Annotated in this window: 27 protein-coding genes and 1 pseudogene; 17 read left to right on the top strand and 11 right to left on the bottom strand. The window is 61.0% G+C overall.

Annotated elements, in window-relative coordinates; all coding sequences use genetic code 11:
* Position 1 precedes the first annotated feature (1 nt).
* From ASD01_RS36795 to ASD01_RS17135, 5 genes and pseudogenes are all read right to left on the bottom strand, one after another.
* Positions 2 to 416, bottom strand: a pseudogene (locus ASD01_RS36795) (amino acid ABC transporter ATP-binding protein); the annotation flags it as partial.
* Position 417: 1 nt separating this feature from the next.
* The coding region (locus tag ASD01_RS37605; protein ID WP_458574500.1) for an ATP-binding cassette domain-containing protein at positions 418 to 671 on the bottom strand (254 nt) is incomplete at its 3' end.
* A gap of 17 nt (positions 672 to 688) precedes the next feature.
* Positions 689 to 1,846: an amino acid ABC transporter permease gene (locus ASD01_RS17145; RefSeq protein WP_034796753.1), complete on the bottom strand. Its 1,158-nt coding sequence runs from the start codon at positions 1,844 to 1,846 to the stop codon at positions 689 to 691.
* Between the two features lie 4 nt (positions 1,847 to 1,850).
* A complete protein-coding gene (locus ASD01_RS17140; protein ID WP_034796751.1) occupies positions 1,851 to 3,044 on the bottom strand; it encodes an amino acid ABC transporter permease in 1,194 nt (397 codons plus the stop codon).
* A 93-nt stretch (positions 3,045 to 3,137) separates the two neighbouring features.
* On the bottom strand, positions 3,138 to 4,163 hold the full coding sequence (locus tag ASD01_RS17135; protein ID WP_034796750.1) for an amino acid ABC transporter substrate-binding protein: 1,026 nt from the start codon (positions 4,161 to 4,163) through the stop codon (positions 3,138 to 3,140).
* A gap of 340 nt (positions 4,164 to 4,503) precedes the next feature.
* On the opposite strand from ASD01_RS17135, the gene ASD01_RS17130 reads away from it, so the two are divergent.
* Positions 4,504 to 5,694, top strand: coding sequence for a cystathionine beta-lyase (locus tag ASD01_RS17130; RefSeq protein WP_034796748.1), 1,191 nt, complete (start codon positions 4,504 to 4,506; stop codon positions 5,692 to 5,694).
* A gap of 110 nt (positions 5,695 to 5,804) precedes the next feature.
* Here ASD01_RS17130 and ASD01_RS17125 read toward each other — a convergent pair whose 3' ends face one another.
* Together ASD01_RS17125 and ASD01_RS17120 are read right to left on the bottom strand one after the other, a co-directional pair.
* Positions 5,805 to 6,971, bottom strand: a complete 1,167-nt coding sequence (locus tag ASD01_RS17125; RefSeq protein ID WP_034796747.1) for an FAD-dependent monooxygenase — start codon at positions 6,969 to 6,971, stop codon at positions 5,805 to 5,807.
* A 9-nt stretch (positions 6,972 to 6,980) separates the two neighbouring features.
* A complete protein-coding gene (locus tag ASD01_RS17120; protein ID WP_034796744.1) occupies positions 6,981 to 7,226 on the bottom strand; it encodes a zinc-finger domain-containing protein in 246 nt (81 codons plus the stop codon).
* 174 nt (positions 7,227 to 7,400) lie between these two features.
* On the opposite strand from ASD01_RS17120, the gene ASD01_RS17115 reads away from it, so the two are divergent.
* The 8 genes from ASD01_RS17115 (at position 7,401) to ASD01_RS17080 (ending at position 14,435) form a co-directional block, all read left to right on the top strand.
* Complete coding sequence (locus ASD01_RS17115; protein WP_034796743.1) at positions 7,401 to 8,186, top strand: alpha/beta fold hydrolase; 786 nt, start codon at positions 7,401 to 7,403, stop codon at positions 8,184 to 8,186.
* Positions 8,187 to 8,274: 88 nt separating this feature from the next.
* The gene (cysE, locus tag ASD01_RS17110; RefSeq protein WP_034796741.1) at positions 8,275 to 9,102 is read left to right on the top strand and encodes a serine O-acetyltransferase; all 828 of its coding nucleotides are present in this window, start codon (positions 8,275 to 8,277) and stop codon (positions 9,100 to 9,102) included.
* Positions 9,103 to 9,201: 99 nt separating this feature from the next.
* Entirely contained in the window at positions 9,202 to 9,405 is a 204-nt protein-coding gene (locus ASD01_RS17105) for a DUF3126 family protein (protein WP_034796738.1), read from the top strand.
* A 279-nt stretch (positions 9,406 to 9,684) separates the two neighbouring features.
* Positions 9,685 to 10,041, top strand: coding sequence for a phasin family protein (locus tag ASD01_RS17100; protein WP_034796735.1), 357 nt, complete (start codon positions 9,685 to 9,687; stop codon positions 10,039 to 10,041).
* A gap of 240 nt (positions 10,042 to 10,281) precedes the next feature.
* Positions 10,282 to 10,635: an ATP-dependent Clp protease adapter ClpS gene (gene clpS, locus ASD01_RS17095; RefSeq protein WP_034796732.1), complete on the top strand. Its 354-nt coding sequence runs from the start codon at positions 10,282 to 10,284 to the stop codon at positions 10,633 to 10,635.
* Positions 10,636 to 10,644: 9 nt separating this feature from the next.
* Positions 10,645 to 13,161 carry an ATP-dependent Clp protease ATP-binding subunit ClpA gene (gene clpA, locus ASD01_RS17090; protein ID WP_034796722.1) on the top strand — a complete coding sequence of 839 codons (2,517 nt, stop codon included), beginning with the start codon at positions 10,645 to 10,647 and terminating at the stop codon, positions 13,159 to 13,161.
* A 195-nt stretch (positions 13,162 to 13,356) separates the two neighbouring features.
* The gene (locus ASD01_RS17085; protein WP_034796721.1) at positions 13,357 to 14,094 is read left to right on the top strand and encodes an AzlC family ABC transporter permease; all 738 of its coding nucleotides are present in this window, start codon (positions 13,357 to 13,359) and stop codon (positions 14,092 to 14,094) included.
* Positions 14,091 to 14,435 (top strand): AzlD domain-containing protein, encoded by a 345-nt coding sequence (locus ASD01_RS17080; protein ID WP_034796719.1) that lies wholly within the window; start codon positions 14,091 to 14,093, stop codon positions 14,433 to 14,435. Before ASD01_RS17085 ends, ASD01_RS17080 begins: the two co-directional genes overlap by 4 nt.
* An 88-nt stretch (positions 14,436 to 14,523) precedes the next feature.
* On the opposite strand, the gene ASD01_RS17075 is transcribed toward ASD01_RS17080, so the two are convergent.
* Genes ASD01_RS17075 through ASD01_RS17060 form a run of 4 tightly spaced genes read right to left on the bottom strand, consistent with a single transcriptional unit; the run spans position 14,524 to position 17,382 of the window.
* Positions 14,524 to 14,940: an HIT family protein gene (locus ASD01_RS17075; protein WP_034796718.1), complete on the bottom strand. Its 417-nt coding sequence runs from the start codon at positions 14,938 to 14,940 to the stop codon at positions 14,524 to 14,526.
* A 43-nt stretch (positions 14,941 to 14,983) separates the two neighbouring features.
* A complete protein-coding gene (locus ASD01_RS17070; RefSeq protein ID WP_034796717.1) occupies positions 14,984 to 16,171 on the bottom strand; it encodes a GNAT family N-acetyltransferase in 1,188 nt (395 codons plus the stop codon).
* A gap of 4 nt (positions 16,172 to 16,175) precedes the next feature.
* On the bottom strand, positions 16,176 to 16,901 hold the full coding sequence (locus ASD01_RS17065; RefSeq protein ID WP_034796716.1) for a glycerophosphodiester phosphodiesterase: 726 nt from the start codon (positions 16,899 to 16,901) through the stop codon (positions 16,176 to 16,178).
* A gap of 13 nt (positions 16,902 to 16,914) precedes the next feature.
* Positions 16,915 to 17,382, bottom strand: a complete 468-nt coding sequence (locus tag ASD01_RS17060) for a RidA family protein (protein ID WP_034796713.1) — start codon at positions 17,380 to 17,382, stop codon at positions 16,915 to 16,917.
* A gap of 145 nt (positions 17,383 to 17,527) precedes the next feature.
* Here ASD01_RS17060 and ASD01_RS17055 point away from each other — a divergent pair, with 145 nt between their 5' ends.
* The 8 genes from ASD01_RS17055 (at position 17,528) to rseP (ending at position 24,794) form a co-directional block, all read left to right on the top strand.
* Positions 17,528 to 18,355, top strand: a complete 828-nt coding sequence (locus ASD01_RS17055) for a cell envelope integrity EipB family protein (protein WP_034796712.1) — start codon at positions 17,528 to 17,530, stop codon at positions 18,353 to 18,355.
* A 182-nt stretch (positions 18,356 to 18,537) separates the two neighbouring features.
* Positions 18,538 to 19,305 (top strand): 30S ribosomal protein S2, encoded by a 768-nt coding sequence (gene rpsB, locus ASD01_RS17050; RefSeq protein ID WP_034796710.1) that lies wholly within the window; start codon positions 18,538 to 18,540, stop codon positions 19,303 to 19,305.
* A 252-nt stretch (positions 19,306 to 19,557) separates the two neighbouring features.
* Entirely contained in the window at positions 19,558 to 20,481 is a 924-nt protein-coding gene (gene tsf / locus ASD01_RS17045; RefSeq protein ID WP_034796708.1) for a translation elongation factor Ts, read from the top strand.
* Positions 20,482 to 20,673: 192 nt separating this feature from the next.
* Positions 20,674 to 21,396 carry a UMP kinase gene (gene pyrH, locus ASD01_RS17040; protein ID WP_034796706.1) on the top strand — a complete coding sequence of 241 codons (723 nt, stop codon included), beginning with the start codon at positions 20,674 to 20,676 and terminating at the stop codon, positions 21,394 to 21,396.
* Positions 21,397 to 21,449: 53 nt separating this feature from the next.
* Positions 21,450 to 22,010, top strand: coding sequence for a ribosome recycling factor (frr, locus tag ASD01_RS17035; RefSeq protein ID WP_034796704.1), 561 nt, complete (start codon positions 21,450 to 21,452; stop codon positions 22,008 to 22,010).
* A 42-nt stretch (positions 22,011 to 22,052) separates the two neighbouring features.
* Positions 22,053 to 22,796, top strand: a complete 744-nt coding sequence (locus ASD01_RS17030) for an isoprenyl transferase (RefSeq protein WP_034796702.1) — start codon at positions 22,053 to 22,055, stop codon at positions 22,794 to 22,796.
* Positions 22,796 to 23,629 (top strand): phosphatidate cytidylyltransferase, encoded by an 834-nt coding sequence (locus tag ASD01_RS17025; RefSeq protein ID WP_034796700.1) that lies wholly within the window; start codon positions 22,796 to 22,798, stop codon positions 23,627 to 23,629. Before ASD01_RS17030 ends, ASD01_RS17025 begins: the two co-directional genes overlap by 1 nt.
* Positions 23,630 to 23,660: 31 nt before the next feature.
* Positions 23,661 to 24,794 carry an RIP metalloprotease RseP gene (gene rseP, locus ASD01_RS17020; RefSeq protein WP_034796698.1) on the top strand — a complete coding sequence of 378 codons (1,134 nt, stop codon included), beginning with the start codon at positions 23,661 to 23,663 and terminating at the stop codon, positions 24,792 to 24,794.
* Positions 24,795 to 24,836: the final 42 nt, after the last annotated feature.

Here is a 24,836-nt window from a genome sequence, read left to right as displayed (position 1 = left end):
NCTTGACCATTTCCGGGTCGAGCGCCGAGGTCGGCTCATCGAAGAGCAGGATCTTCGGCTTCATGCACAGCGAGCGGGCGATCGCCACGCGCTGCTGCTGGCCGCCCGAAAGCTGGCCCGGATACTTGTTCGCCTGCTCGGGGATCTTGACGCGCTTCAGGAAGTGCATCGCGATTTCTTCGGCCTGCTTCTTCGGCATCTTGCGCACCCAGATCGGGGCAAGCGTGCAGTTTTCGAGGATCGTCAGGTGCGGGAAGAGGTTGAAGTGCTGGAACACCATGCCGACTTCGCGGCGCACTTCGTCGATCTTCTTCAGATCGTTGGTGAGCTCGATGCCGTCGACGACGATCTTGCCCTTCTGGTGCTCTTCGAGCCGATTGATGCAGCGGATCATCGTCGACTTGCCGGAGCCCGACNTCGTTGGTGAGCTCGATGCCGTCGACGACGATCTTGCCCTTCTGGTGCTCTTCGAGCCGATTGATGCAGCGGATCATCGTCGACTTGCCGGAGCCCGACGGGCCGGCAATGACGATGCGCTCGCCCTTCATAACCTTCAGGTTGATGTCACGAAGGACGTGGAAGTCCCCGTACCACTTGTTCATTCCAGTGATTTCGACTGCGACATCCGTTGCGGAAACAGTCATTTTGGAAGCAGTGGCTGCGTTTGCCATGCGATCCTCCCCTCATTTTATCGTTTATGGGCCGTGTCGAGCACGCGTTCCATGAAACCTGAATAGCGCGACATACCAAAGCAGAAAAGCCAGAATATGAAGCCAGCGAAAATTAGCCCTGAGATCGGCGTCACCGAAGAGGCCCAGTTGGCGTCCGTGAAGTTGAAGCGGACGATGCCGAGCAGGTCGAACATGCCGATGATCGACACCAGTGACGTGTCCTTGAAGAGGCCGATGAAGGTGTTGACGATGCCCGGAATCACGAGCTTCAGCGCCTGTGGCAGCACGATGAGGTTCATCTTCTGCCAGAAGCTGAGGCCGAGGGAATCCGCGCCCTCATACTGCCCCTTCGGGATAGCCTGGAGGCCGCCGCGCACCACTTCGGCCATGTAGGCCGAGGCAAAGAACGACACGCCGATCAGTGCACGCAGGAACTTGTCGAAGGTGACGCCCTGCGGCAGGAACAGTGGCAGCATGACGCTCGCCATGAAGAGCACGGTAATCAGAGGGATGCCGCGCACCAGTTCGATGAAGGCGGTGCAGAGCATCTTGATCACAGGCATATGCGATCGCCGCCCCAGTGCCAGAAGAATGCCGAGTGGCAACGACACGGCAATGCCGACGAACGAAAGGATGAGCGTCACCATCAGACCGCCCCAGAGCGGCGTCTCGACGTAGGTCAGTCCGAACCAGCCGCCGGGAAGCAGGATCAAGGAAATGATCGGCAGCACGGCGAAGAGCAGGATGGCGTTGATGCCCTTGAAGGGAGCCTTCGGGATCAACATCGGAATGAGGAAAAGCACGAAGAGGATGCCGACCAGCGTCGGTCTCCAACGCTCATCGAGCGGGTAGCGGCCGTAGGCGAATTGGTCGAGTTTTGCGTTGACGAAGGCCCAGCACGCACCGCTCCAGCCATCCGGCTGCGAGCCTCCTTGAGCAACCGTGGCGCAAACGCCACGGCCGCCGCCGGTCCAGGCGGCGTCGATGAAGAGCCACTGGATGGCCGGAGGCACGAGCCACGCAAGCGCAAGCAGGCTGACGATGGTGAGCACCGCATCCTTTGGCGTCGCGAACAGGTTTTCGCGCAGCCAATGGACGATGCCACCTTCGGCGACCGGCGGGGCGGACCCTTCGATCATTGAGGTACGGACAAAAGTTGCCTGGTGTGTGTTCATGATCTTATCTCTCCACCAGGGCCATGCGGGCATTGAACCAGTTCATGAACAGCGACGTCGCAAGGCTCAGCGACAGGTAGACGACGATCCAGATCGTGACGATCTCGATCGATTGTCCTGTCTGGTTGAGGATGGTGCCACCGACGGCGACAAGATCCGCGTAACCGATCGCAACGGCGAGCGACGAGTTCTTGGTAAGGTTCAGATACTGGCTGGTGAGCGGCGGAATGATGATCCGGAGCGCTTGCGGAACCACCACCAGTCGTGTCGTCAGGCCGGGGCGTACACCGAGCGCGTGCGCGGCTTCCGTCTGCCCCTTGGATACGCCGCGGATGCCGGCACGCACGATCTCGGCTATGAAGGCGGCCGTGTAGAACGAGAGCGCCAGGAACAGCGACAGGAATTCCGGTCCGATGACCGAGCCGCCGGTGAGGTTGAATTTGCCGGCGACGGGGACGTCGAAGGTGATAGGCGATCCCGTGGCAAGGAAGACCAGCAACGGCAGACCGATGATCAGGCCGAGCGACGCCCAAAGAACCGGGAAACGCTGTCCGGTGGCCTCCTGCTTCTTGCGCGCATAGCGTGACAGGAGGAAGCTGGCGACGATCGCGAGGACAAAGGCTAGAACCGTGTACAGCGAACCGTCACCAAAGATCGGCTTGGGAAAGGCAAGGCCGCGGTTGTTGAGGAACATGTTGAGCGGCAGTGCTGCCGATTCACGCGGCTGCGGCAGGATCGCCAGGACGCCGCTGTACCAGAAGAAGATGACCAGCAGTGGCGGGATGTTGCGGAAGATCTCGACATAGGCGAGCGACAGCTTGGCGATCAGCCAGTTGTGCGACAGGCGGCCGATCCCGACTGCAAAGCCGATGATGGTGGCGGTGAAAATACCGCAGACGGCGACCAGCAATGTGTTGAGCAGGCCGACGACAAGTGCGCGCTGATAGGTGGAATCGCTGGTATAGGCGATCAGCGATTGCCCGACGTCAAAACCAGCGCGTCCATTGAGGAAGCCGTAACCGGAAGCGATGTTCGCCCGTTTGAGATTCTCGATCGTGTTGTCGGCCACCCAATAGACGAAGGCCCCGAGTAGGACGACGGTAATAACCTGATAAAAGATGCCGCGGACCTGCGGGTCGTTGATGATCGACCCCGACGGTTTCGATTTCTCAGGCGTAGTTGTGACGCCAATCGCCATGCAATGCCTCTTTCCCCTTTTTCACCCTTTTGGGTGTTTTTATCGTTGGGACGGGGAAGCGGTTGTCCGCTTCCCCGGTATTTTCGGTTCGCTTTAGCGGACCGGCGGAGCGTACTGGATGCCGCCCTTGTTCCACAGCGCGTTGAGGCCGCGCTCGATCTTGAGCGGGCTGCCGGCGCCGATGTTGCGGTCGAAGACTTCGCCGTAGTTTCCGACGGCCTTGATCACGTTCACGGCCCATTCGTTGGTGAGGCCGAGGTCGGTGCCGATCTTCGAGTCAGCTTCGACGCCGAGGAAGCGCTGAACGTCCGGGTTGGTGGACTTCTTCATTTCTTCGACGTTGGCCTGGGTGACGCCGAACTCTTCAGCCTGGATCAGCGCGTAGTGAACCCAGCTGACGATATCGAACCACTGGTCGTCACCCTGGCGCACGGCCGGGCCGAGCGGCTCCTTCGAGATGATTTCCGGCAGGATCATGTGATCGTCCGGCTTCGACAGCGTCAGACGCAGCGAATAAAGGCCGGACTGGTCGGTCGTGTAGACGTCGCAACGGCCGGCGTCATAGGCGGCGTTGACTTCTTCAAGCTTTTCGAAAACGACCGGATTGTACTGCAGGTTGTTCGACTTGAAGTAGTCGGCGAGGTTGAGCTCGGTGGTGGTGCCCGTCTGCACGCAGACAGCGGCGCCCGAAAGCTCCAGCGCGGATTTGACGTTCAGGCCCTTGCGAACCATGAAGCCCTGGCCGTCATAGTAGTTGACCGGGCGGAAGTTGAAGCCGAGCGCGGTGTCGCGGTTGATCGTCCAGGTGGTGTTACGGGCAAGCACGTCGACTTCGCCCGACTGCAGCGCCGGGAAGCGTTCCTTGGCGGAGGTCGGGGTGTACTTCACCTTGCTGCCATCCGCGAAGATCGCGGCGGCGATTGCCTTGCAGTAGTCTACGTCGAATCCGCTCCAGTTGCCCGAAGCATCCGGCGCTGCGAAGCCGGCGAGACCGGTGTTCACGCCGCACTGGACAAAGCCCTTGGCTTTGACGTCATCAAGAGTAGCGCCCGAAGCCGCCTGTGTGCCAATCCCCATGACAGCAGCGCCAACGAGAGCTGTCAGAATTCTTTTTGCCATTTTTAGAACCTTTTTCTGTTGTCGTTAGTTCCAGTCTGCACCGTCGCGTCTCCTAGCGCGGTGAGCCTCCGCCACCCTCCTGGCGCGAGTGTCGGCTATCTCATGCTCAATTTCCATGAGGGTCAAGAGAGGCCGCCGATTTTCTGGTTTTGCATGTGAAAAACTCGAAACAAGCCAGAAAGTTAGGCAGATCTTGGGGGTGTGAATCACGCTCTGGCGGAAAATTCGCCAGAAGTGGCCTCGCGACGGTCAAAACGACGCTTCATGATTTTTGCCACTTGACCGCGATTGTGGCTCGTTCGAAGAGTTTTGCATTCGAAATCTAGAAGCGGAATGAGCAATGGCAGACAGTGGCAATGTGAACGGCAAGGCAGGCATCAACACGCGTCTCGCCCATAGCGGCAACAACCCCTCCGATTACTTCGGCTTCGTCAATCCGCCGGTCGTGCACGCCTCCACGGTGCTGTTCCCGAACGCCAAGACCATGGAGACGCGGGCGCAGAAGTACACCTACGGCACCCGCGGAACGCCGACCACGGACGCGCTCTGCGACGCGATCAACGAACTCGAAGGGTCCGCCGGAACGATCCTCGTGCCTTCGGGGCTGGCGGCGGTCACGGTGCCGTTCCTCGCCTATCTCTCGGCCGGCGACCACGCCTTGATCGTCGATTCGGTCTACTTCCCGACGCGCCATTTCTGCGACACGATGCTGAAGCGACTTGGCGTCACGGTCGAATACTACGATCCGATGATCGGCGCTGCGATCGAGAGCCTGATCCGCCCGAACACGCGCCTGGTACACACCGAAGCACCGGGATCGAACACCTTCGAAATGCAGGACATCCGCGCGATTGCCGATGCCGCCCATCGCCATGGCTGCATCGTCACCATGGACAATACCTGGGCGACGCCCGTCTACTTCAAGCCGCTCGACCATGGCGTCGATGTGTCGATCCATGCGGCCACCAAGTATCCGTCCGGCCATTCGGACGTGCTCTTCGGTACCGTTTCGGCCAATGCCGAGCACTGGCCGGCCCTGACAGAGGCCATGGTGACGCTCGGCGTCTGCGTCTCGCCCGATGACAGCTACCAGATCCTGCGTGGCCTTCGCACCATGGGCATCCGTCTCGAGCGGCACCAGGAAAGCGCCCTGACGCTGGCGAAATGGCTGGAAACACGCGACGAAGTGGCCCGCGTGCTGCATCCGGCGCTGCCGAGCTTCCCCGGCCACGAGCTCTGGAAGCGCGATTTCACCGGCGCGAGCGGCATCTTCTCCTTCGTGCTGAAGGCGGAGAGCCCTGACCGCTTCAGGGCCAAGGCGCACGCCTTCCTCGATGCGCTGAGATTGTTCGGGCTCGGCTATTCCTGGGGCGGTTTCGAAAGCCTCGCGCTCCATGTCGGTCTCGGAGATCGCAAGGTGGCGCTGGCGCCGACCGAAGGTCCGGTTCTGCGCCTGCAGATCGGCCTTGAGGACGTGCCGGATATCCGGCGCGACATCGAAGCGGGCCTGGCTGCGGCAAACGCCGTTTGACGAAGGCAATGACGGACGCCGCGGTCATCCGCGGCGTTCTGCTTTTCTGGACTAGATCTTTCGCGCGCCGGCAGTTTATCGAACGGATCGCGGTGAATGGCCGTCGCTTCTTAGCGCTCCGGCGCCCCGTAGCCGTAGAGCCAGTCGAGGTCGGCTGCGAGCGCGTCGGGCCCCTTGAGCTTCAACACCATGTCGCGGCCGATACGCACCGGGCCGCGGGCGTGATAGGCGAAATGGTTGAAGGCCGCACGGCGGCGGACGCGCGCGATGCGTGGCCTGCGAAGCGCCTCGAATTTCCGCAAGGAATCCGCGACGCTGAGGTTTTCAGACAGGCAAGCCGCAAGCGCGGATGCGTCCTCGATGGCCATGGCCGCACCTTGCGCCGCAAAGGGCGTCATCGCATGGGCCGCGTCGCCGATCAGCACTGTTTTTTGACCATCATGCCAGGCGCCGTCGTCGACGGTGCAGAGCGGCCAGTAGGTGGGCGCCACGGCCTTATCGAGAAGCGAGCGGATGCCTGGGCTCCAATCGGAAAAGGCGTTGAGGCAATCCTGGCGCCGCGCGTCCGAATCCTTGCCGACCCAGATCGCGTCGGTCTCCTTGCCCTCGATGATGGCGACGAGATTGAAACCGCCGACTTCCCGCAGAGGATAGGCAACGAGGTGGGCGCGCGGGCCGAGGAAGGCGGTAACCTCACCGCGCTTGAGCACGCCTGCAGCAAGGTCGCCTGCAAGCGTCATGCGCCAGGCGATATTGCCGGAGAACCGGACACGGCCGGCGGCGGGCACGGTTTCGCGCAGCCGCGACCAGATGCCGTCGGCGCCGATGACGACGTCCGGCATGCGCCCCGTCACTGCCGCGATCGCCTGGTCCCCGGGCTTGTCGATCTGGCATCCAAGGTGGAGACGGCAGCGCGGTTCGGATTGAACAGCCTGAAACAGCATTTTCTGAAGGCTGGCTCGGTGGAGAACGGCATAGGGCGCATGCCAGCGGCGGCGCGCGAAGGTCCCGGCCGGCACGCTGGCAAGCGCGCGCAGAGAGCGGCCGTCAACGAGCCCGATGCGCTCGGGCTCCGTCCATACACTCTCAAGCTGCGCCAGCAGGCCGAGCTCGATGAGGATACGGGAGGCGTTCGGTGAAAGCTGCAGGCCGGCTCCAACCTCGGTCAGTGCCGTCGCCCGCTCGATGATATCGACGTCGAAGCCGCGCCGGGCAAGGCATAGGGCAGCCGTGAGGCCGCCGATGCCGGCACCGATGATCGCGACGGGGCGCGACATCGTCGCTTATCAGGCGGCTTTATGGGCGAAGAGGCAGCCGGGGGGATTGGTTTCGGTCGCCTTCAGCTTCGGATTGTAGCGATAGAGCGTAGAGCAGTAGGAGCAGACCTTCTCGTCGTCGTCACCCATGTCGATGAAGATGTGCGGGTGATCGTAGGGAATGGATGCGCCGGTGCACATGAATTCCTTGACGCCGATTTCGATTGCCTGATGTCCGCCGTCGTTCTGGAAATGCGGGATGCTGTGGCCGGCCATGTCATGCTCCGATGAATGCAAGTCTGAAGGTCAAATTTGGCGGCACCATAGTCAGCTTTGCCGGAAATGTGTAGCGGCAAAGCTGCCGCAGTTGTGGTTTTTGCCGGTGCGGGGTTTCGCCCGCCAAGGCGACGAACTAGGTTGCGCCGGATCGATATGCCCAAGGATGAATAGATGGATCTCACCCCGCCGCCGTTTTCCCGTTTCAATCATGACGGTCTGGAGATCGCCTTCTTCGACGAGGGCGACCCGTCCGGCGCGCCCGTTCTGCTCATTCACGGCTTTGCATCCAGCGCCAACGTCAACTGGGTTTTCCCGGGCTGGCTGAAGACGCTGGGTGACGCCGGCTACCGCGTCATCGCGCTCGACAACCGAGGTCATGGCAAGAGCAGCAAGCCCTACGACCCGGAACTCTACCACCCTCAGCAGATGGCGGGTGACGCCGCCGCATTGCTTGGGCATCTCGGGATCGCCGAGGCTCATGTCATGGGCTATTCGATGGGCGCTCGCATCTCGGCCTTCCTGGCGCTCGCGCATCCCGACCGCGTGCGCTCGCTGGTCTTCGGCGGGCTCGGCATCGGCATGGTGTCGGGGGTCGGGGATTGGGATCCGATTGCCGACGCTCTGGTGGCGCCGTCGCTTGACGACGTGACCCATGCGCGCGGGCGCATGTTCCGCGCCTTTGCCGACCAGACCAAGAGCGACCGGCAGGCGCTTGCGGCATGTATCTCGACCTCGCGGGATCTGCTGACGGCACAGGATATGGCGCGCATCGAGCAGCCGACGCTGATTGGCGTCGGGACGACCGATGACATCGCCGGATCGGCGCAGGAACTGGCAGCGCTGATGCCGCGTGCGCGTGCGCTCGACATTCCGGGTCGCGACCATATGCTCGCCGTCGGCGACCGGGTTTTCAAGAAAGCGGTGCTCGAATTTTTGGCAGAGATCGATCGCATCTAGCGTATCGTCATTGCCGCCAGACGCCATTTAAGTCACGCCTGATTTCCCCTATAGTGATAGCAGGCACGGACAAGGAAGGAGAGCGACGATGGTCGCCAAGACCGAACTTCGCCAGGCAGAAGCGCTGCAAGTGATGGACCCGATTTGGAATAGCCTGCGCGAAGAAGCCCGGATTGCCGCCGAGCAAGACCCAATGCTCGCGGCCTTCCTCTATTCCACCGTGGTCAATCAGCACTCTCTCGAAGAAAGCGTGATCTACCGCATCTGCGAACGGTTGGATCACCCGGATCTGCAGGCAAACCTTTTGCGCCAGACCTTCTCGGAGATGCTGGAGGACTGGCCGGAATGGGGCACCATTCTGCGTGTCGACATCCAGGCCGTCTACGACCGTGACCCAGCCTGCACCCGCTTCATCGAGCCGGTGCTCTATTTCAAGGGCTTCCATGCGATCCAGACGCATCGCCTGGCGCATTGGCTATTGAAGCGCGGCCGCAAGGATTTCGCCTTCTACCTGCAGAGCCGGGCGTCGAGCGTCTTCCAGACGGACATCAACCCCGCCGCCCGCATCGGCCGCGGCATCTTCCTTGATCATGCCACCGGCCTTGTCGTCGGCGAGACCGCGGTCATTGGTGACAACGTCTCGATCCTGCACGGCGTGACGCTCGGCGGCACGGGCAAGGAAGGCAGCGATCGCCACCCGAAGATCGCCGACGGTGTGCTGATTGGCGCCGGCGCCAAGATCCTCGGCAATATCCATATCGGACACTGCTCGCGCGTCGCTGCGGGTTCGGTCGTGCTGAAACCGGTGCCGCCGAAGTCGACGGTCGCCGGCGTACCGGCAAAGGTCGTGGGCGAGGCCGGCTGTTCCGAGCCGTCGCGCCAGATGGACCAGATCCTTGCCAGCTTCGATATCTGACATGCGGGAACCGGTGTGTAGCCTCTTTCGAGGGGTTTACACCCGCCGATGCAGCGTGCGAGAAGCGCCGCACAGTTTAAACGGCTACGGAGACGTGTTTTGAAGCCCGAAGAAATCCGCAAGCTTGAAGCCTACTTCAAGCGCACCTTCAATCAGCAGATGGTCGTCAAGGCTCGCCCGAAGAAGGACGAGTCCGCTGAAGTCTATCTCGGTGACGAGTTCCTCGGTGTGGTCTTCCGCGATGAGGAAGACGGCGAGCTTTCCTACAACTTCTCCATGGCGATCCTCGACATCGACCTCTAAGTCGCGACGCCGGACGCTTTCAGTATAAACCCCGAAAATCCATGGGATTTTCGGGGTTTATTGTTTTGTGCGGGATGTTGATGTCTTGCTGGGCAATTGCTCGCTAGTGCTTATCTTGCGGCTGTAGCGAGCGCAGCAAGAAATTTCATGCCGAACCGCGATATTTCATCAAGTTGTTGCATCTGTTGTATTTTATTGCATCGCACACTCGTCTTGACTTTTTGTGCAGTGCACATAGACTGAAGCCTCCAGATCAGGCCGTCACCAAGGAGACACCGGATGTTCAACTTCGACGATGCAAACAAGAAGAGCAAGGAAGCCATTGATGTGGCTGTGAAGAGCTATTCCGCTTGGACCAAGGGTCTCCAGGCTATCGCGACCGAAGCTGCCGACTTTTCGAAGAAGTCCTTCGAGGACAGCGTCGCGCATGTCGAAAAGCTGACGAGCGTCAAGAGCGTCGAGGCTGCTTTCGAACTGCAGACCAACTTCGTGAAGTCGAGCTACGAAGGCTTTGTCGCCGAAGCAACGAAGATCGGCGAAATGTATGCCGACCTCGCCAAGGACGCCTACAAGCCCTACGAAGCGCCGGTTGCCAAGGCAACGGCAGCAGTCAAGGCCGCCGCTGCAGCAGCCTGATCACCGGCTAAAACAATTTCTCAATAAAAAGGCCGGTCGCAGCGCTTGCGACCGGCCTTTTTGTTTTTCGCATAAGCTGTGCGCAGCCCAAAGAAAGTTGATCAATCTTGCCGGTCAACGTGCGATTATGATTGCAGTGTGTTGGTTCGGTCTTAAAATCTGAAAACGAACCATTAGATAAAGGGCAAGCAGGCTGCGGCCGAGTTCGATGGGTCGCTACTGTACAAGGAACTGACAAGAATGATCGCCATGCCGGTCCGGATGCAGCAAGGTAGCGATGATGAGGGGAACGGCAACAACCGCATCACGTCCGTCATCACGCGTACCAAGCCGAAGACCAAAAAGCCGAGTTTGTATCGCGTTCTGCTTTTGAATGACGATTACACGCCGATGGAATTTGTCATCCATATTCTGGAGCGCTTCTTTCAAAAGAACCCGGAAGAGGCGACCCGCATCATGCTCCACGTCCACAATCACGGTGTGGGAGAGTGCGGCGTCTTCACCTATGAGGTCGCCGAAACCAAGGTGACGCAGGTGATGGACTTCGCCCGGCAGCATCAGCATCCGTTGCAATGCGTCATGGAAAAGAAATGAGGAACTAACGTGCCAACATTTTCGCCCAGCCTCGAAAAGGCGCTGCACCAGGCACTGACTTTTGCCAACGAGCGCCACCACGAATACGCTACGCTCGAGCATCTGCTTCTGGCATTGATCGACGATGCCGACGCGGCGGCCGTGATGGGCGCCTGCAACGTCAATCTTGAGACGCTGCGCAAGACCGTAACCGATTACGTCGACAACGAACTGTCGAACCTGGTGACCGGCTACGACGAAGATTCCAAGCCGACGGCCGGGTTCCAGCGCGTGATCCAGCGGGCGGTGATCCACGTGCAATCGTCCGGCCGCGAGGAAGTGACCGGCGCCAACGTGCTGGTCGCGATCTTCGCCGAGCGCGAAAGTCACGCAGCCTATTTCCTGCAGGAGCAGGAGATGACCCGCTACGACGCGGTCAACTTCATTTCGCACGGCATCGGCAAGCGGCCCGGCAGCTCTGAGTCCCGTCCTGTGCGTGGCTCTGACGATCATGAGAGCGAGCAGAAGCCCGCGCGCGACAACGAAGAGGCCAGCGCCAAGAAGCAGCAGGACGCGCTGACCGCCTATTGCGTCAACCTCAATGAGAAGGCGAAATCCGGCAAGATCGACCCGCTGATCGGCCGTCACGCCGAGGTGAACCGCACCATCCAGGTGCTGTGCCGCCGCTCGAAGAACAATCCGCTCTATGTCGGGGACCCCGGCGTCGGCAAGACGGCGATCGCCGAAGGCCTTGCCAAGCGCATCATCGAAAAGAAGGTGCCGGAAGCGTTGCAGGATGCGACGATCTTCTCGCTCGACATGGGCACGCTTCTTGCTGGCACGCGCTACCGTGGCGATTTCGAAGAACGGTTGAAGCAGGTCGTCAAGGAGCTCGAGGACTATCCGGGCGCCGTGCTCTTCATCGACGAGATCCATACGGTCATCGGCGCCGGAGCTACGTCCGGCGGCGCGATGGATGCATCCAACCTTTTGAAGCCGGCGCTTTCCTCCGGCGCGATCCGCTGCATCGGTTCGACCACCTACAAGGAATACCGCCAGTTCTTCGAGAAGGATCGGGCGCTGGTCCGCCGTTTCCAGAAGATCGACGTGAACGAGCCGACGATTGCCGACGCGATCGAGATCATGAAGGGGCTGAAGCCTTATTACGAGGAATATCATCACCTGAAATACTCGAACGAGGCGATCAAGGCCGCGGTCGAGCTTTCGGCCCGCTACATCAACGACCGCAAGCTGCCGGACAAGGCGATCGACGTGATCGATGAATCCGGTGCCGCACAGATGCTTCTGCCCGCCAGCAAGCGCCGCAAGCTGATCACCGAGAAGGAGATCGAGGCGACGATCGCGACGATGGCGCGCATCCCGCCGAAGACCGTCTCCAAGGACGACGAGGCCGTGCTTGCCAATCTCGAGCGAGAGCTGCGCTCGGTCGTCTACGGCCAGGACCTGGCGATCGAGGCGCTCGCTTCGTCGATCAAGCTGGCGCGTGCCGGCCTGCGCGAACCGAACAAGCCGATCGGCTGCTACGTCTTCTCCGGCCCGACCGGCGTCGGCAAGACGGAAGTCGCCAAGCAGCTTGCGACCTCGCTCGGCGTCGAGCTCCTGCGCTTCGACATGTCGGAATACATGGAGCGGCATACGGTTTCGCGCCTGCTCGGTGCACCTCCCGGCTATGTCGGCTTCGACCAGGGCGGCCTCTTGACCGATGGCGTCGATCAGCACCCGCATTGCGTGCTGCTGCTCGACGAGATCGAGAAGGCGCATCCGGACCTGTTCAACATCCTGCTGCAGGTCATGGACCATGGCTCGCTGACGGATCACAACGGCAAGAAGATCGACTTCCGCAACGTCATCCTGATCATGACGACCAATGCCGGCGCATCGGAAATGGCCCGGGCCGCCATCGGCTTCGGTTCTTCCAAGCGTACGGGCGAAGACGAAGAGGCGCTGAACCGCCTGTTCACGCCGGAATTCCGCAACCGTCTGGATGCGGTCATTCCGTTTGCTTCGCTGCCGACACCGGTTATCCACCAGGTGGTTCAGAAGTTCGTCATGCAGCTTGAAACCCAGCTTGCCGAGCGCAACGTCACCTTCGACCTCGCGCCGGAGGCGATCGCCTGGCTTGCCGAAAAGGGCTACGACGAGAAGATGGGCGCGCGACCGCTGTCGCGTGTCATCCAGGAAAACATCAAGAAGCCGCTCGCCGATGAAATCCTCTTCGGCAAGCTGAAGAAGGGCGGTGTCGTCAAGGTGACGATCGGCACGAAGGCCGATGGCACCAAGGGCCTGCTGCTCGATGCCGTTCCTGAGACGACGCCAATCAAGCCGAAGGCGGAAGTATCCCGCCCGGCGATGAAGGCCGCCAAGCCGAAAAAGGCCGAGGACAAGGAAGAGGTGGGCGCCGAGCCTGCGCCGAAGTCCAAGCCGAAGAAGGCTGCCGCCAAGGCGTCAACGGATGACGAGGCCGGGGCGGGCGACGCGGCTCCAAGAAAGGGCCGCACGGTGCCGAAGGTGCCGCGCAAGAAGTAGCTCCCCCCGCAAGACACGTTCGACGGTGCTGGATGCAAACCATCCGGCACCGTTTTTCTTTAAAAACGAAATGAGAAGAGCCTGCGTGGTTTTTCGTCCGCGTGCCGGTCTGATAGCCTATATTCGGTCATGCTTATCCCGGACGATTCGATCCGGGGTGGTCGTAGTCGAGTTGAAAACAATCCGGAATCGCCGATGAAGAGAGAAGAAGACGAGCAATCTTCGCTCGCCTGGTTCGGGAAAGGCATGCGCGGCATTTTCAGCCTGCCGGCCTTCATTCTGATGTTGTCCTTTGTCGGCTTCTGTTCGCTGACGGCTCAGGCCGGCATCCCGGTCGAGCAGGTGGTCTTCATGGTCGGCATGGTCTGGGCGCTTCCGGCCAAGGTCATTCTCGTCAGTTCGATGATGAGCGGAGCCGGGCTCGCGACCGCGTTCCTCGCGGTCTCGCTGTCGTCCGTACGGCTGATGCCGATGGTCGCCGCGCTGATACCGGAGCTGCGCGGGTCGCGCACGCCGACTTGGCTTCTGCTCTTCCTGTCGCATTTCGTCGCGATCACCGCCTGGGTTTTCGCGATGGAGAAGGTGCCGCACGTGCCGCGCGAGCGGCGCGTCGCCTTTTTCGCGGGCTTCGGCATCACGCTGGTGGCGGCAAACATGCTGCTCGTCGCTGTCGTCTACCACTTCGTCGCCGATTTCCCGCCGATCGTTGCCGGCTGCCTTTTCTTCCTGACGCCGGTCTACTTTCTCGCCTCGATCTGGCATTCGGCGCGCCATCCCGTCGTCTATGTGGCGTTGCTCTTCGGTCTTGCAGGCGGGCCGCTGTTCTACTGGCTGTTTCCGGAATTCGACATCCTGCTCGCCGGCCTCGTCGGCGGTACGCTTGCCTGGCTCATCGAGCGCCTCTGGCGCCGTCGCAAGGAGGTGAGAGGATGACCTGGCAGGATGGTTGGTGGGCCTATGTCTTCATCGCGATTGCCGGCTGGCTGGCGACCGACATCTGGCGCTGGTTGGGCGTCATCACAGGCAACAGGCTGCGCGATGATTCCGAGGCGCTGAACTGGGTGAGGGCGGTTGCCACCGCGCTGGTCGCAGCGGTCATCGCAAAGCTTATCCTCTATCCGACCGGCGTACTCGAACAATCTCCGCTCTGGCTGCGCGCAGGTGCCGTCGCGCTCGGGGCGGCCGCCTTCTTCCTGTTCGGAAGAAAGCCGGCGATCGGGATCGCGTCAGCGATTGCCGCGTTGGCGCTGGGCCTGTGGTGGTTGGGTTTTTAGGCCGGGTGAGGTGCTTTCACCTGACCGTCGGTTAAAGAGCCGGCGCGTCGCCGGCTCCCTGGCTCCTGCGCGGATAGTATGAGCGCGATCAGAGCGCCTGCCGAACCTTTTCGGCATTGGCAGCCAGAACGGCGCCGTCTTCCATCGTGCCGGAATGCGGCTTCAGCGGCACGCCTGCTTGCCGCGGAATGACGTGGAAGTGCAGGTGGAAGACCGATTGTCCGGCCGGTGCTTCGTTGAACTGCATGATCGTCACACCATCGGCGTCGAAAGCTTCCTTGGCGGCAACGGCCAGCTTCTGTACGGTGGCAATCAGCGCCGGCAGCGTTGCTGCATCGGCGTCGAGCAGGTTGCGCGAAGGGGATTTCGGCACCACGAGCAGATGGCCTTCTGCCTGCGGCATGACATCCATGAAGGCGATCGTCGCGTCGTCCTCGTAGACGCGGTGCGAGGGAATTTCGCCGCGCAGGATCTTGGCGAAAATGTTGTTGTCGTCGTAGCTCATTGTTCTTCCTCGTGTAATGAAGCCGGCCTTCACGAAAAGGGGGTCAGTCGTCCTGCCGTTCACCCTTTCGGAAAGGTCCGTGCTCGGCAAGAAACTCGCCCGTTTCCTCCACATCCCTGCGCTCGCGCTGAAGATAGTCGCCGACGGCGCGGGCAAGTCCCGGATGTGTGATGAAATGGGCGGAATGGGTGGTGACGGGCATGTAGCCGCGCGCAAGCTTGTGTTCGCCCTGGGCGCCAGCCTCGACCCGTTTCAGCCCCTTGGCGATCGCGAAATCGATCGCCTGGTGATAGCAGACTTCGAAATGCAGGAACGGGTGATCCTCGATGCAGCCCCAGTGGCGACCGTAGAGCGCATCGCCGCCGATGAAGTTGATCGCGCCGGCGATGTAGCGGCCGTTGCGGCGTGCCATCACCAGCAGGATATCGTCGGCCATGCGCTCGCCAATGAGCGAATAGAACGCGCGCGTCAGATAGGGGCGGCCCCATTTGCGTCCGCCGGTGTCCATGTAGAAGGCGAAGAACTCGTCCCAGATCGATTCCGTCAGGTCGCTGCCGGTCAGCCAGTCGATCGAAATGCCGTTTTCGAGCGCAGCCCTGCGCTCCTTCTTCAGCGCCTTGCGTTTGCGTGAGGCAAGGGTCTCCAGAAAATCGGCGTGGGAGCCATAGCCTTCATTGGTGAAGTGGAACTGCTGGTCTGTGCGGTGCAGGAACCCGGCGCGCTCAAGCGCAGGGATCTCGGCTTCGGGCGCGAAAGTCACATGTGCCGAAGAGACATCGTGTCTGCGGGCAAGCTCTTTCAGGCCCGCGGCAAGCGCATCCTGAACGGCGTTCGTATTTTCGTCCGGTGCCGAAAGCAGCCGTGGTCCGGTCGCAGGCGTGAAGGGGATGGAACTTTGCAGTTTCGGATAGTAGCGGCCGCCGGCGCGCTCGAAGGCGTCTGCCCAGCCGTGGTCGAAAACGTATTCGCCCTGGCTGTGGCTCTTCAGGTAGCAGACGAGGCCGCCGCGCAATTGCCCGTCGCCGCCTTCAAGCAACAGATGCTGGCCGAGCCAGCCGGTCTTGGCCGTCGCCGACCCGGACTCTTCGAGCGCCGAGAGATAGGCATGCGAGAGGAAGGGATTGTAGACGCCGCCAGGAAACGCCTTCGATGCACCGGACAGCACATTCCAGCGTGCCGCCGGTATATCGGTGAAGGATTGCGCGATGCGGAGGGTGACGGCGTCTGACATTACTTTAGGAAACCAGGGCCTCCCGCGGGTCGAAACCCTCGAAGGTCATCTGATCCGCATGGGCAAACGTGTAGGCTTCGGCCTGCCGGTCGCGCACGGTCCAGGTGATGATCGTCTTGCCGAGCGTCCGTTCCTTGGTGATGAACGAGTTCGGCAGGTGGCCGTAGTGGTAGGAGATGAAATCGAGCCCGAGCTGCATCGCTTCCTCATGCACGAAGAAGGTCTCCGGATTGGCACCTTCCGCGGTGAGGCCCAGCGGGTAGGGCGCGTCGAGCGCCTTCAGGTCCTTGAGCAGCCAGTGATCGAAGCTCATCAGCGCAACGTGGCCCTTGTAGCCTTCGAGCGTTTCGAGCACGGCGGCGGCAAAGCCCTCGTCGTCGCCCTTGCGGCCCTTGAGCTCGATGACGAGCGGCACCTTGCCGGCAACCAAGCGCAGCATCTGCGTCAACGTCGGCACCTTGTCCTTCGTGCCGCCGATCGCCATCAGGCCGAGTTCGCCGGCGGTGCGCGAGCGAACGTCGCCCTTGATCCCGCACAGGCGCTGGGTGTCGTCATCGTGGAAGACGACCGGAATGCTGTCGGCGGTATACTGCAGATCGCATTCGATCGCGAAACCGGCGTCGACGGCGCGGGAGAAGGCCGAAAGCGTATTCTCCCACACCTGCTTGTTCATGTCGTGATAGCCGCGATGGGCAATCGGTTGGGCCTTCAGCCAGGAAATATCAGCCATGCCGGGCACTCTGTCAGGCGACTTCGATGACGGCGTCGATCTCGACGGCGGCATTGAAGGGAAGGGAAGCCATGCCGACGGCGGCACGCGCATGCTTGCCGGCTTCACCGAGCACGGTCGCAAGCAGATTGGATGCGCCGTTGATGACCAGATGCTGCTCGACGAATTCCGGTGTCGAGGCGACGAAGCCGTTGATCTTCACCAGGCGTCGGATGCGACCGAGATCGCCGCCGAGTGCTGCCTTGGCCTGGGCGAGGATGTTGATCGAGCAGAGTTCGGCGGCGCGTTGTGCGCGGGCCACGTCCACATCCTTGCCGACGATGCCGGTCACAGCGACCTTGCCGTCTTCCATCGGAAGCTGTCCGGAGATGTAGAGCATCGAGCCGCTGATGACGTAGGGCACGTAGTTTGCAACCGGGGTCGCAGCCTGGGGAAGTGTGACGCCGAGGTCCTTGAGGCGCGCTTCGATCTCTGCCGACATGGAAAGCTCCATTGTTGTCTTTTGTGTTAAAATCCTGCATTCAGGCCGGATCGCGGCGGGCACCGGCTTTTTCCTGCGAACGCCGCCTCGCTTCTGCCGAACGCTTGTTTATAGCATTGCCGGCGAGTCCAACAGGAGGAAACGGATGTTTCATAAAGGCTTCGGTCTCGTCACTTTGGGCAGCGCCTGTTTCGCCGTCATGACAGTATCGGGCGCCACGGCGGCACACGCAAACGCCCTTGTGCCGCACCGCGCCGTCTATGATCTCGAACTCAAGGATGCATCGGATCGTTCGGGCATTGCCGGAATGTATGGTCGCATGGTCTACGAGTTCAATGGCTCGGCCTGCGCGGGCTATACCGTCAGCTTCCGTTTCGTCACCCAGGTCGATACCGGCGAGGAAGTGCGCCTGACCGATCAGCAGACGACCACCTATGAAGATCTAAAGAATGGCAATTTCCGCTTCCTGACCCGCTCCTTCACCGATGAGAAGCTGGACAAGGAAGTGCGCGGTACGGCGCATGAGGAAAAAGCGGGCGTTAAGGTCGAGCTGACCGCGCCGGACAAGCGCGAAATCGAGCTTGCGGCGAGCCGGTTTCCGACGGCGCACATGATGGAGGTGATCTCGCGAGCGAAGAAAGGCGAGAGCCTCTTTGAGGCGCGCATCTTCGACGGCTCCGACTCGGGTGACAAGACCTTGATCACCTCGACCTTCGTCGGCAAATCGCGCAAACCCACGGCGGATGAGCCGGATGCCGGCAAGGCGGGCAAGCTCAGCGGCGACAATTACTGGCCGGTGACCATCTCCTATTTCAACGATGACAAGAGCGGCGACGCGCTGCCGATCTACCGTATGTCGTTCAAGCTCTACGAGAACGGGATTACCCGCGACCTGACGATGGACTACGGCGATTTCGTCCTGAGCGGCAAGCTTGCGGACCTCGAAGTGTTCAAATCCGAGGACTGCAAATAGCCGATTGCGGTAAAAAGCGGCGTTTGCGGCTTGATTTCTCGGGCGGTTGCCGTTAAGGGGCTGCCCATTCCACACGTGAAGCTTGGGATGTTCCGGGAGAAATCCGGATCGTTCCGCCGGTGGGCCGGTCGAAAGACATGCTCGACGCTTCGCGGAGGTTCAACCGGAAAAGGAGAAAAGGCATGGCATTGCCTGATTTTAGCATGCGTCAGCTTCTGGAAGCTGGCGTTCACTTCGGCCACCAGACGCACCGCTGGAACCCGAAGATGAAGCCGTACATTTTCGGCGATCGCAACAACGTTCACATCATCGACCTCGCACAGACCGTGCCAATGCTGTCGCGCGCCCTGCAGATCGTCAGCGACACCGTTGCCAATGGCGGCCGCGTTCTGTTCGTCGGCACCAAGCGCCAGGCGTCCGAAATCATCGCTGACGCTGCCAAGCGTTCGGCCCAGTACTACGTCAACGCTCGCTGGCTCGGCGGCATGATGACCAACTGGAAGACGATTTCGAACTCGATCCAGCGCCTGCGCAAGCTCGACGAAATCCTCTCTTCGGAAGCTTCGGGCTTCACCAAGAAGGAACGCCTGAACCTCGAGCGCGAACGCGAAAAGCTGAACCGCGCTCTCGGCGGTATCCGCGACATGGGCGGCACGCCGGACCTGATGTTCATCATCGACACCAACAAGGAATCGATCGCGATCGACGAAGCCAAGCGCCTCGGCATCCCGGTTGTCGCAGTCATCGACTCGAACTGCGATCCGGACCAGATCGACTATCCGATCCCGGGCAACGACGACGCTTCGCGCGCCATCGCTCTCTACTGCGACCTCATTGCACGCGCTGCCATCGACGGCATCGCACGTCAGCAGGGCGCATCGGGCCGTGACCTCGGTGCATCTGCCGAAGCTCCGGTCGAGCCGGCGCTCGACGAGGCCTCCGACGCCTGATCGGGCCTTGGCGGCAGGTGAGCCTGCCGCCCCCAATGAAATGTCGGGACAAGGCCGTTTGTGATGAAAATCTGAACGGCCTTGTTCTTTTCAGCCGGGGATGGCGCTGATCCGTTCGGATCTTTGGAGCCGAGCAACCCCGTGATGGTTCAGTCATCACGGTGTCACATTGAAAAGCCATTCCCTGCCACACCTCCTGGTACCGCGCCCTTAAGGGCAGCGCGCCAACCAAACAGACAAAGAGGCAATAAGATGAGTGTAACTGCAGCAATGGTGAAGGAACTGCGCGAAAAGACCGGCGCAGGCATGATGGACTGCAAGAAGGCGCTCGCCGAAACCAACGGCGACATGGAAGCTGCGATCGACTGGCTGCGCGCCAAGGGCATCGCCAAGGCCGACAAGAAGTCGGGCCGCACGGCTGCTGAAGGCCTCATCGGTATTGTCAGCGGTGGCGTCAAGGCTGTCGTCGTCGAAATCAACTCCGAGACCGATTTCGTTGCCCGCAACGAAGCCTTCCAGGAACTCGTCCGCGGCGTTGCCAACGTAGCGCTGACCACCGACGGCTCGGTTGAAGCCATCGCGGCTGCAAACTACCCGGCAACCGGCAAGTCGGTCGACGAGACCATCAAGGACGCGATCGCCACCATCGGCGAGAACATGACGCTTCGCCGCGCAGCCCTGCTCAAGGTCGAAGACGGTGTTGTCGCCACCTACATCCACAACGCTGCCGGCGACGGCATCGGCAAGCTCGGTGTTCTCGTCGCCCTGAAGTCGATCGGCGACAAGGAAGTTCTCTTCTCGGTTGGCCGTCAGATCGCCATGCACATCGCTGCGACCAACCCGCTCGCGATCCGTGCGGACGAAGTCGACGCCGCTGTTGCCGAGCGCGAACGCAACGTCTTCATCGAACAGTCGCGCGCTTCGGGCAAGCCGGACAACATCATCGAAAAGATGGTCGAAGGCCGCATGCGCAAGTTCTTCGAAGAAGTCGCTCTGCTGTCGCAGGCCTTCGTCATGAACCCGGAAATCACCGTCGGTCAGGCCGTCAAGGACGCTGAAAAGCTCGCTGGCGCACCGATCGAAGTCACCGGCATGGCTCGCCTGCTGCTCGGCGAAGGTGTCGAGAAGGAAGAGTCCGACTTCGCTGCAGAAGTTGCAGCCGTCGCCAAGGGCTGATTTCTTCACCCATATTGGGAAAACCTTGGGGCATCGCGTGACAACGCGGTGCCCTTCGTGTATCCGGCTTCGTCAATGCGCTGGACCCGCCGGAAAATACGCCGTTGCGGTTGAAACCATGGTGCGCAATGTGTCCTTATGCGCTGTGCGCCGCCATCGTGCGCACGCGCGCTGATCTGTTCAGGAGCGATGATGCCGGCCGAGCCACTCTACAAACGCGTTCTACTCAAAGCCTCCGGTGAAGCTCTCATGGGCAGCCAGGGCTTCGGCATCGATGTGGCGGTCGCTGACCGGATCGCCGCAGATATCGCCGAAGCGCGCGCCATGGGCGTCGAAGTGGGCGTGGTTGTCGGCGGCGGCAACATCTTCCGCGGCGTGGCCGTCGCTTCCAAGGGCGGCGACCGGGTAACCGGCGACCACATGGGCATGCTGGCAACCGTCATCAACGCGCTGGCGCTCGCAACGTCGCTGCGCAAGCTCGACATCGATACGGTCGTGCTTTCGGCAATCGCGATGCCGGAAATCTGCGAGAGCTTCTCGCAGCGCGCAACGCTCTACCATCTTTCCCTCGGCCGCGTCGTGATCTTCGCCGGCGGCACGGGCAATCCCTTCTTCACGACCGACTCTGCCGCCGCCCTTCGCGCCGCCGAAATGGGCGCGCAGGCGATCTTCAAGGGCACCCAGGTCGATGGCATCTATTCCGCCGACCCGAAGAAGGATCCGGACGCGACCCGCTTCGACCGCCTGACGCACAGCGAAGTCCTCGAGAAGGGGCTTGCCGTCATGGATGTTGCCGCCGTCGCGCTTGCACGCGAAAATGCCATTCCGATCGTTGTCTTCTCCATTCATGAGAAGGGTGGCTTTGCGGAAATATTGACCGGCGGCGGTCGCGCGACCATCGTCACAGACAATTAAGAAGCTGCAGAACGGCCCTCGGGCCGGCGAATGATAGAACGGGAGTTTCGACCATGAGTGAAGGTGTTGACCTGAAGGAACTGAAGCGTCGCATGGATGGCGCCATTTCCGCATTCAAGAGCGATATCGCGTCGCTCCGTACCGGCCGCGCGTCGGCGAACGTTCTCGATCCGGTGACCGTCGAAGCCTATGGCTCACGCGTGCCGCTCAACCAGGTGGCGAACATCACGGTTCCCGAGCCGCGCATGCTGTCCGTCTCGGTCTGGGACAAGCAGATGGTCGGCGCTGTGGATCGCGGCATTCGCGAATCGAACCTCGGCCTCAATCCGATCATCGACGGCCAGAACCTGCGCATTCCGCTGCCGGAACTCAACGAAGAGCGCCGCAAGTCGCTCGTCAAAGTGGCACATGACTACGCCGAAAAGGCGAAGGTCGCCGTGCGCCACGTGCGCCGTGACGGCATGGACGACCTGAAAAAAGCCGAAAAGGATGGCGACATCGGTCAGGATATCAGCCGTTCTCAGTCCGAGCGCGTGCAAAAGATGACCGACGAAACGATTTCCGATATCGACCGCTTGCTCGTCGAGAAGGAAAAGGAAATCATGCAGGTCTGATCTGCTCTGCTCGTGATCTGAGTCTCCTTTCGCGGACGCCTTATGCAAAACCTCACTTCCACGACCGTTCCGGAACATGTTGCCATCATCATGGATGGCAACGGGCGTTGGGCGAACGCGCGTGGTCTGCCGCGCACGATGGGGCACCGCAAGGGTGTCGAGACCGTTCGCGCCGCCGTCAAGACGGCGGGCGACTTGGGGATCCGCTACCTCACGCTTTTTGCCTTTTCCTCGGAAAACTGGAGCAGGCCGGCGGCGGAAGTCAGCGATCTGATGGGGCTGCTCAAGACCTTTATCCGCCGGGATCTTGCCGATCTGCACCGCGAGAATGTCCGCATCCGAGTCATCGGTGACCGCTCCAACCTCAGAGGCGACATTCTACCGTTGCTGGTGGAGGCGGAGGAAACGACGCGGGCAAATACCGGGATTACGCTCGTCATTGCCTTCAATTACGGCGCCCGGGACGAAATGACACGAGCCATGCGGCGGCTGGCGACGGAAGTCGCCGAAGGACGCTTGCGGCCGGAAGACATCAACCCCGAGCGTATCGCGGCGATGCTGGACACGTGGGACATTCCCGATCCGGACCTGATCATCCGCACCAGCGGCGAAGAGCGTCTCTCGAATTTCCTTCTTTGGCAGGGCGCCTATTCGGAACTGATCTTCGTTCCGGAGTTGTGGCCGGACTTTACGCGCGAAACGTTCCTGGCGGCGCTTGAAAAATACGCCTGCCGCGAGCGCCGCTTCGGCGGCGTCGCCGAGCCTACGTTGGCGGTCGGTTCCTGATGCAGACTGAACTTAAGCTTCGTATCGCTTCGGGCGTGGTCCTCGCAGCGGTGACACTGGCGGCGACCTGGTTCGGCGGTTTGGCGTTTCAGTTGCTGTCGGCGCTGATTGCGCTGCTCGTCTATTATGAGTGGTCGACGATCACGGACCTCCAGGAGCGGGATTTCCAAGGCAATGCCGTTGGCTGGCTGGGCGTCGTGATCATCGCCGGCCTGATCGTGACCGGCTATATCGGCTACAGCCTGCCGGTCCTGGCCGCTTTTGTAGTTCTCACTGTCCTTTGGGTATTTCTGCAGAAGACCAGTTGGTGGCTGCCGGGCGGCATCGCCTATGCCGGGCTGACCGGCATTTCGCTTGCGGCCCTTCGCGGCGCCGACGATCTTGGCTTGATGGCGACGCTGTTCGTCTTTGCCGTCGTCTGGGCGACCGACATCTTCGCCTATTTTACCGGCCGCGCGATCGGTGGACCGAAGCTCGCGCCACGCATATCGCCCGGCAAGACATGGTCGGGTGCCATCGGTGGTACAATTTGCGGCATCGTTGCCGGTGTTGCCGTCTTTATGGCTTATTTTTCACTGCAAGATCTCCGCATTCCGATCATTGCGCTGGTGCTTTCCGTCGCCAGCCAAGTGGGAGACTTGTTCGAATCCTTCATCAAGCGCCGTTTTGGGGTGAAGGATTCCAGCCGTCTCATTCCGGGGCATGGCGGCGTTATGGATCGGGTCGACGGGTTGATTTTCGCGTGTGTCGCGGCGTTGATTCTGGTCATGATTCAGTATTTCGTCAGCGATGGGCGCCAGATCGCTTTCGGATCCGTCCTGTATAGCCTTTGAGCTTAGGCCCGCGGGTGCTTGAGGAACGTTCATGACATATCTGCTTGATGCCCTTCAGATTCTGACCGGCTACGTCGTCCCATTTCTTCTGGTGCTGACGCTGCTGGTCTTTGTGCACGAGATGGGCCACTACCTCGTCGGCCGCTGGTCGGGCATCCGCATTCTGGCTTTTTCGATCGGCTTTGGCCCTGAGCTCGTCGGCTGGACCGATCGGCACGGAACGCGGTGGAAACTGGCGGCGATTCCCCTTGGCGGTTACGTCAAGTTCTACGGCGACGAGGATGCGGCGAGCGTGCCGGACTACAAGCGCCTGGAGGCGCTGGCGCCGGAAGAGCGCAGTCAGACCTTCCTCGGCGCCAAATTGTGGAAGCGTGCGGCAACCGTCGCCGCCGGACCGATCGCAAACTTCATTCTCGCCATCGCCATCTTTGCCGTGCTGTTTTCCGTCTACGGGCGTCAGGTCGCCGATCCGGTGGTTGCGCGGGTGAATGAGAACAGTGCTGCTGCGCAAGCAGGTGTCGTGCCGGGAGACCGTCTGATTTCGATCGACGGCACTCCGGTCGTCACCTTCGACGACGTTCGCCGCTACGTCAGTGTTCGCCCGGAAATGCCGATTTCGATCCGAATCGAACGCAACGGCGCGATGCTCGATCTGTCCATGGTGCCGCAGCGTACCGAGCTCACGGATCAGTTTGGCAACAAGATGGAAATCGGCGTCATCGGTATCCTGACCGATCAGGAAGCCGGCAATTTCCGCACGGTCAACTATGGTCCGATTGAGGCCGTCGGGCAGGGCGTCCTGCAAAGCTGGCACGTTGTCACCGGTACTTTCGACTATCTCTCCAATGTCGTGACCGGGCGGATGAAGGCGGATCAGATCGGCGGACCGATCCGCGTCGCCAAGGTCTCGGGACAGATGGCGACGCTTGGAATTCCGTTTTTGCTGAATATTGCCGCGATCCTGTCTGTTTCCATAGGATTGCTTAACCTCATGCCCGTTCCGGTGCTTGATGGCGGCCACTTGATGTTCTATGCGGTTGAGGCCTTGCGCGGAAGGCCGGTGGGCCCGGCCGCGCAGGATGTCGCCTACCGGATCGGTTTTGCCATGGTGCTGATGCTCATGGTCTTTGCCACCTGGAACGACATATCGATGTTCTTCGGCTAGCGTTCGGCCGGGGAAACGGCGAGGGGGATTTCGACGGATACT

This window comes from Ensifer sp. Root423 (assembly GCF_001426275.1).
GTDB classification, from domain to species: domain Bacteria; phylum Pseudomonadota; class Alphaproteobacteria; order Rhizobiales; family Rhizobiaceae; genus Ensifer; species Ensifer adhaerens.
Note: the sequence above shows the minus strand (reverse complement) of the source record. Positions and strands in the feature narration are given on the sequence as shown.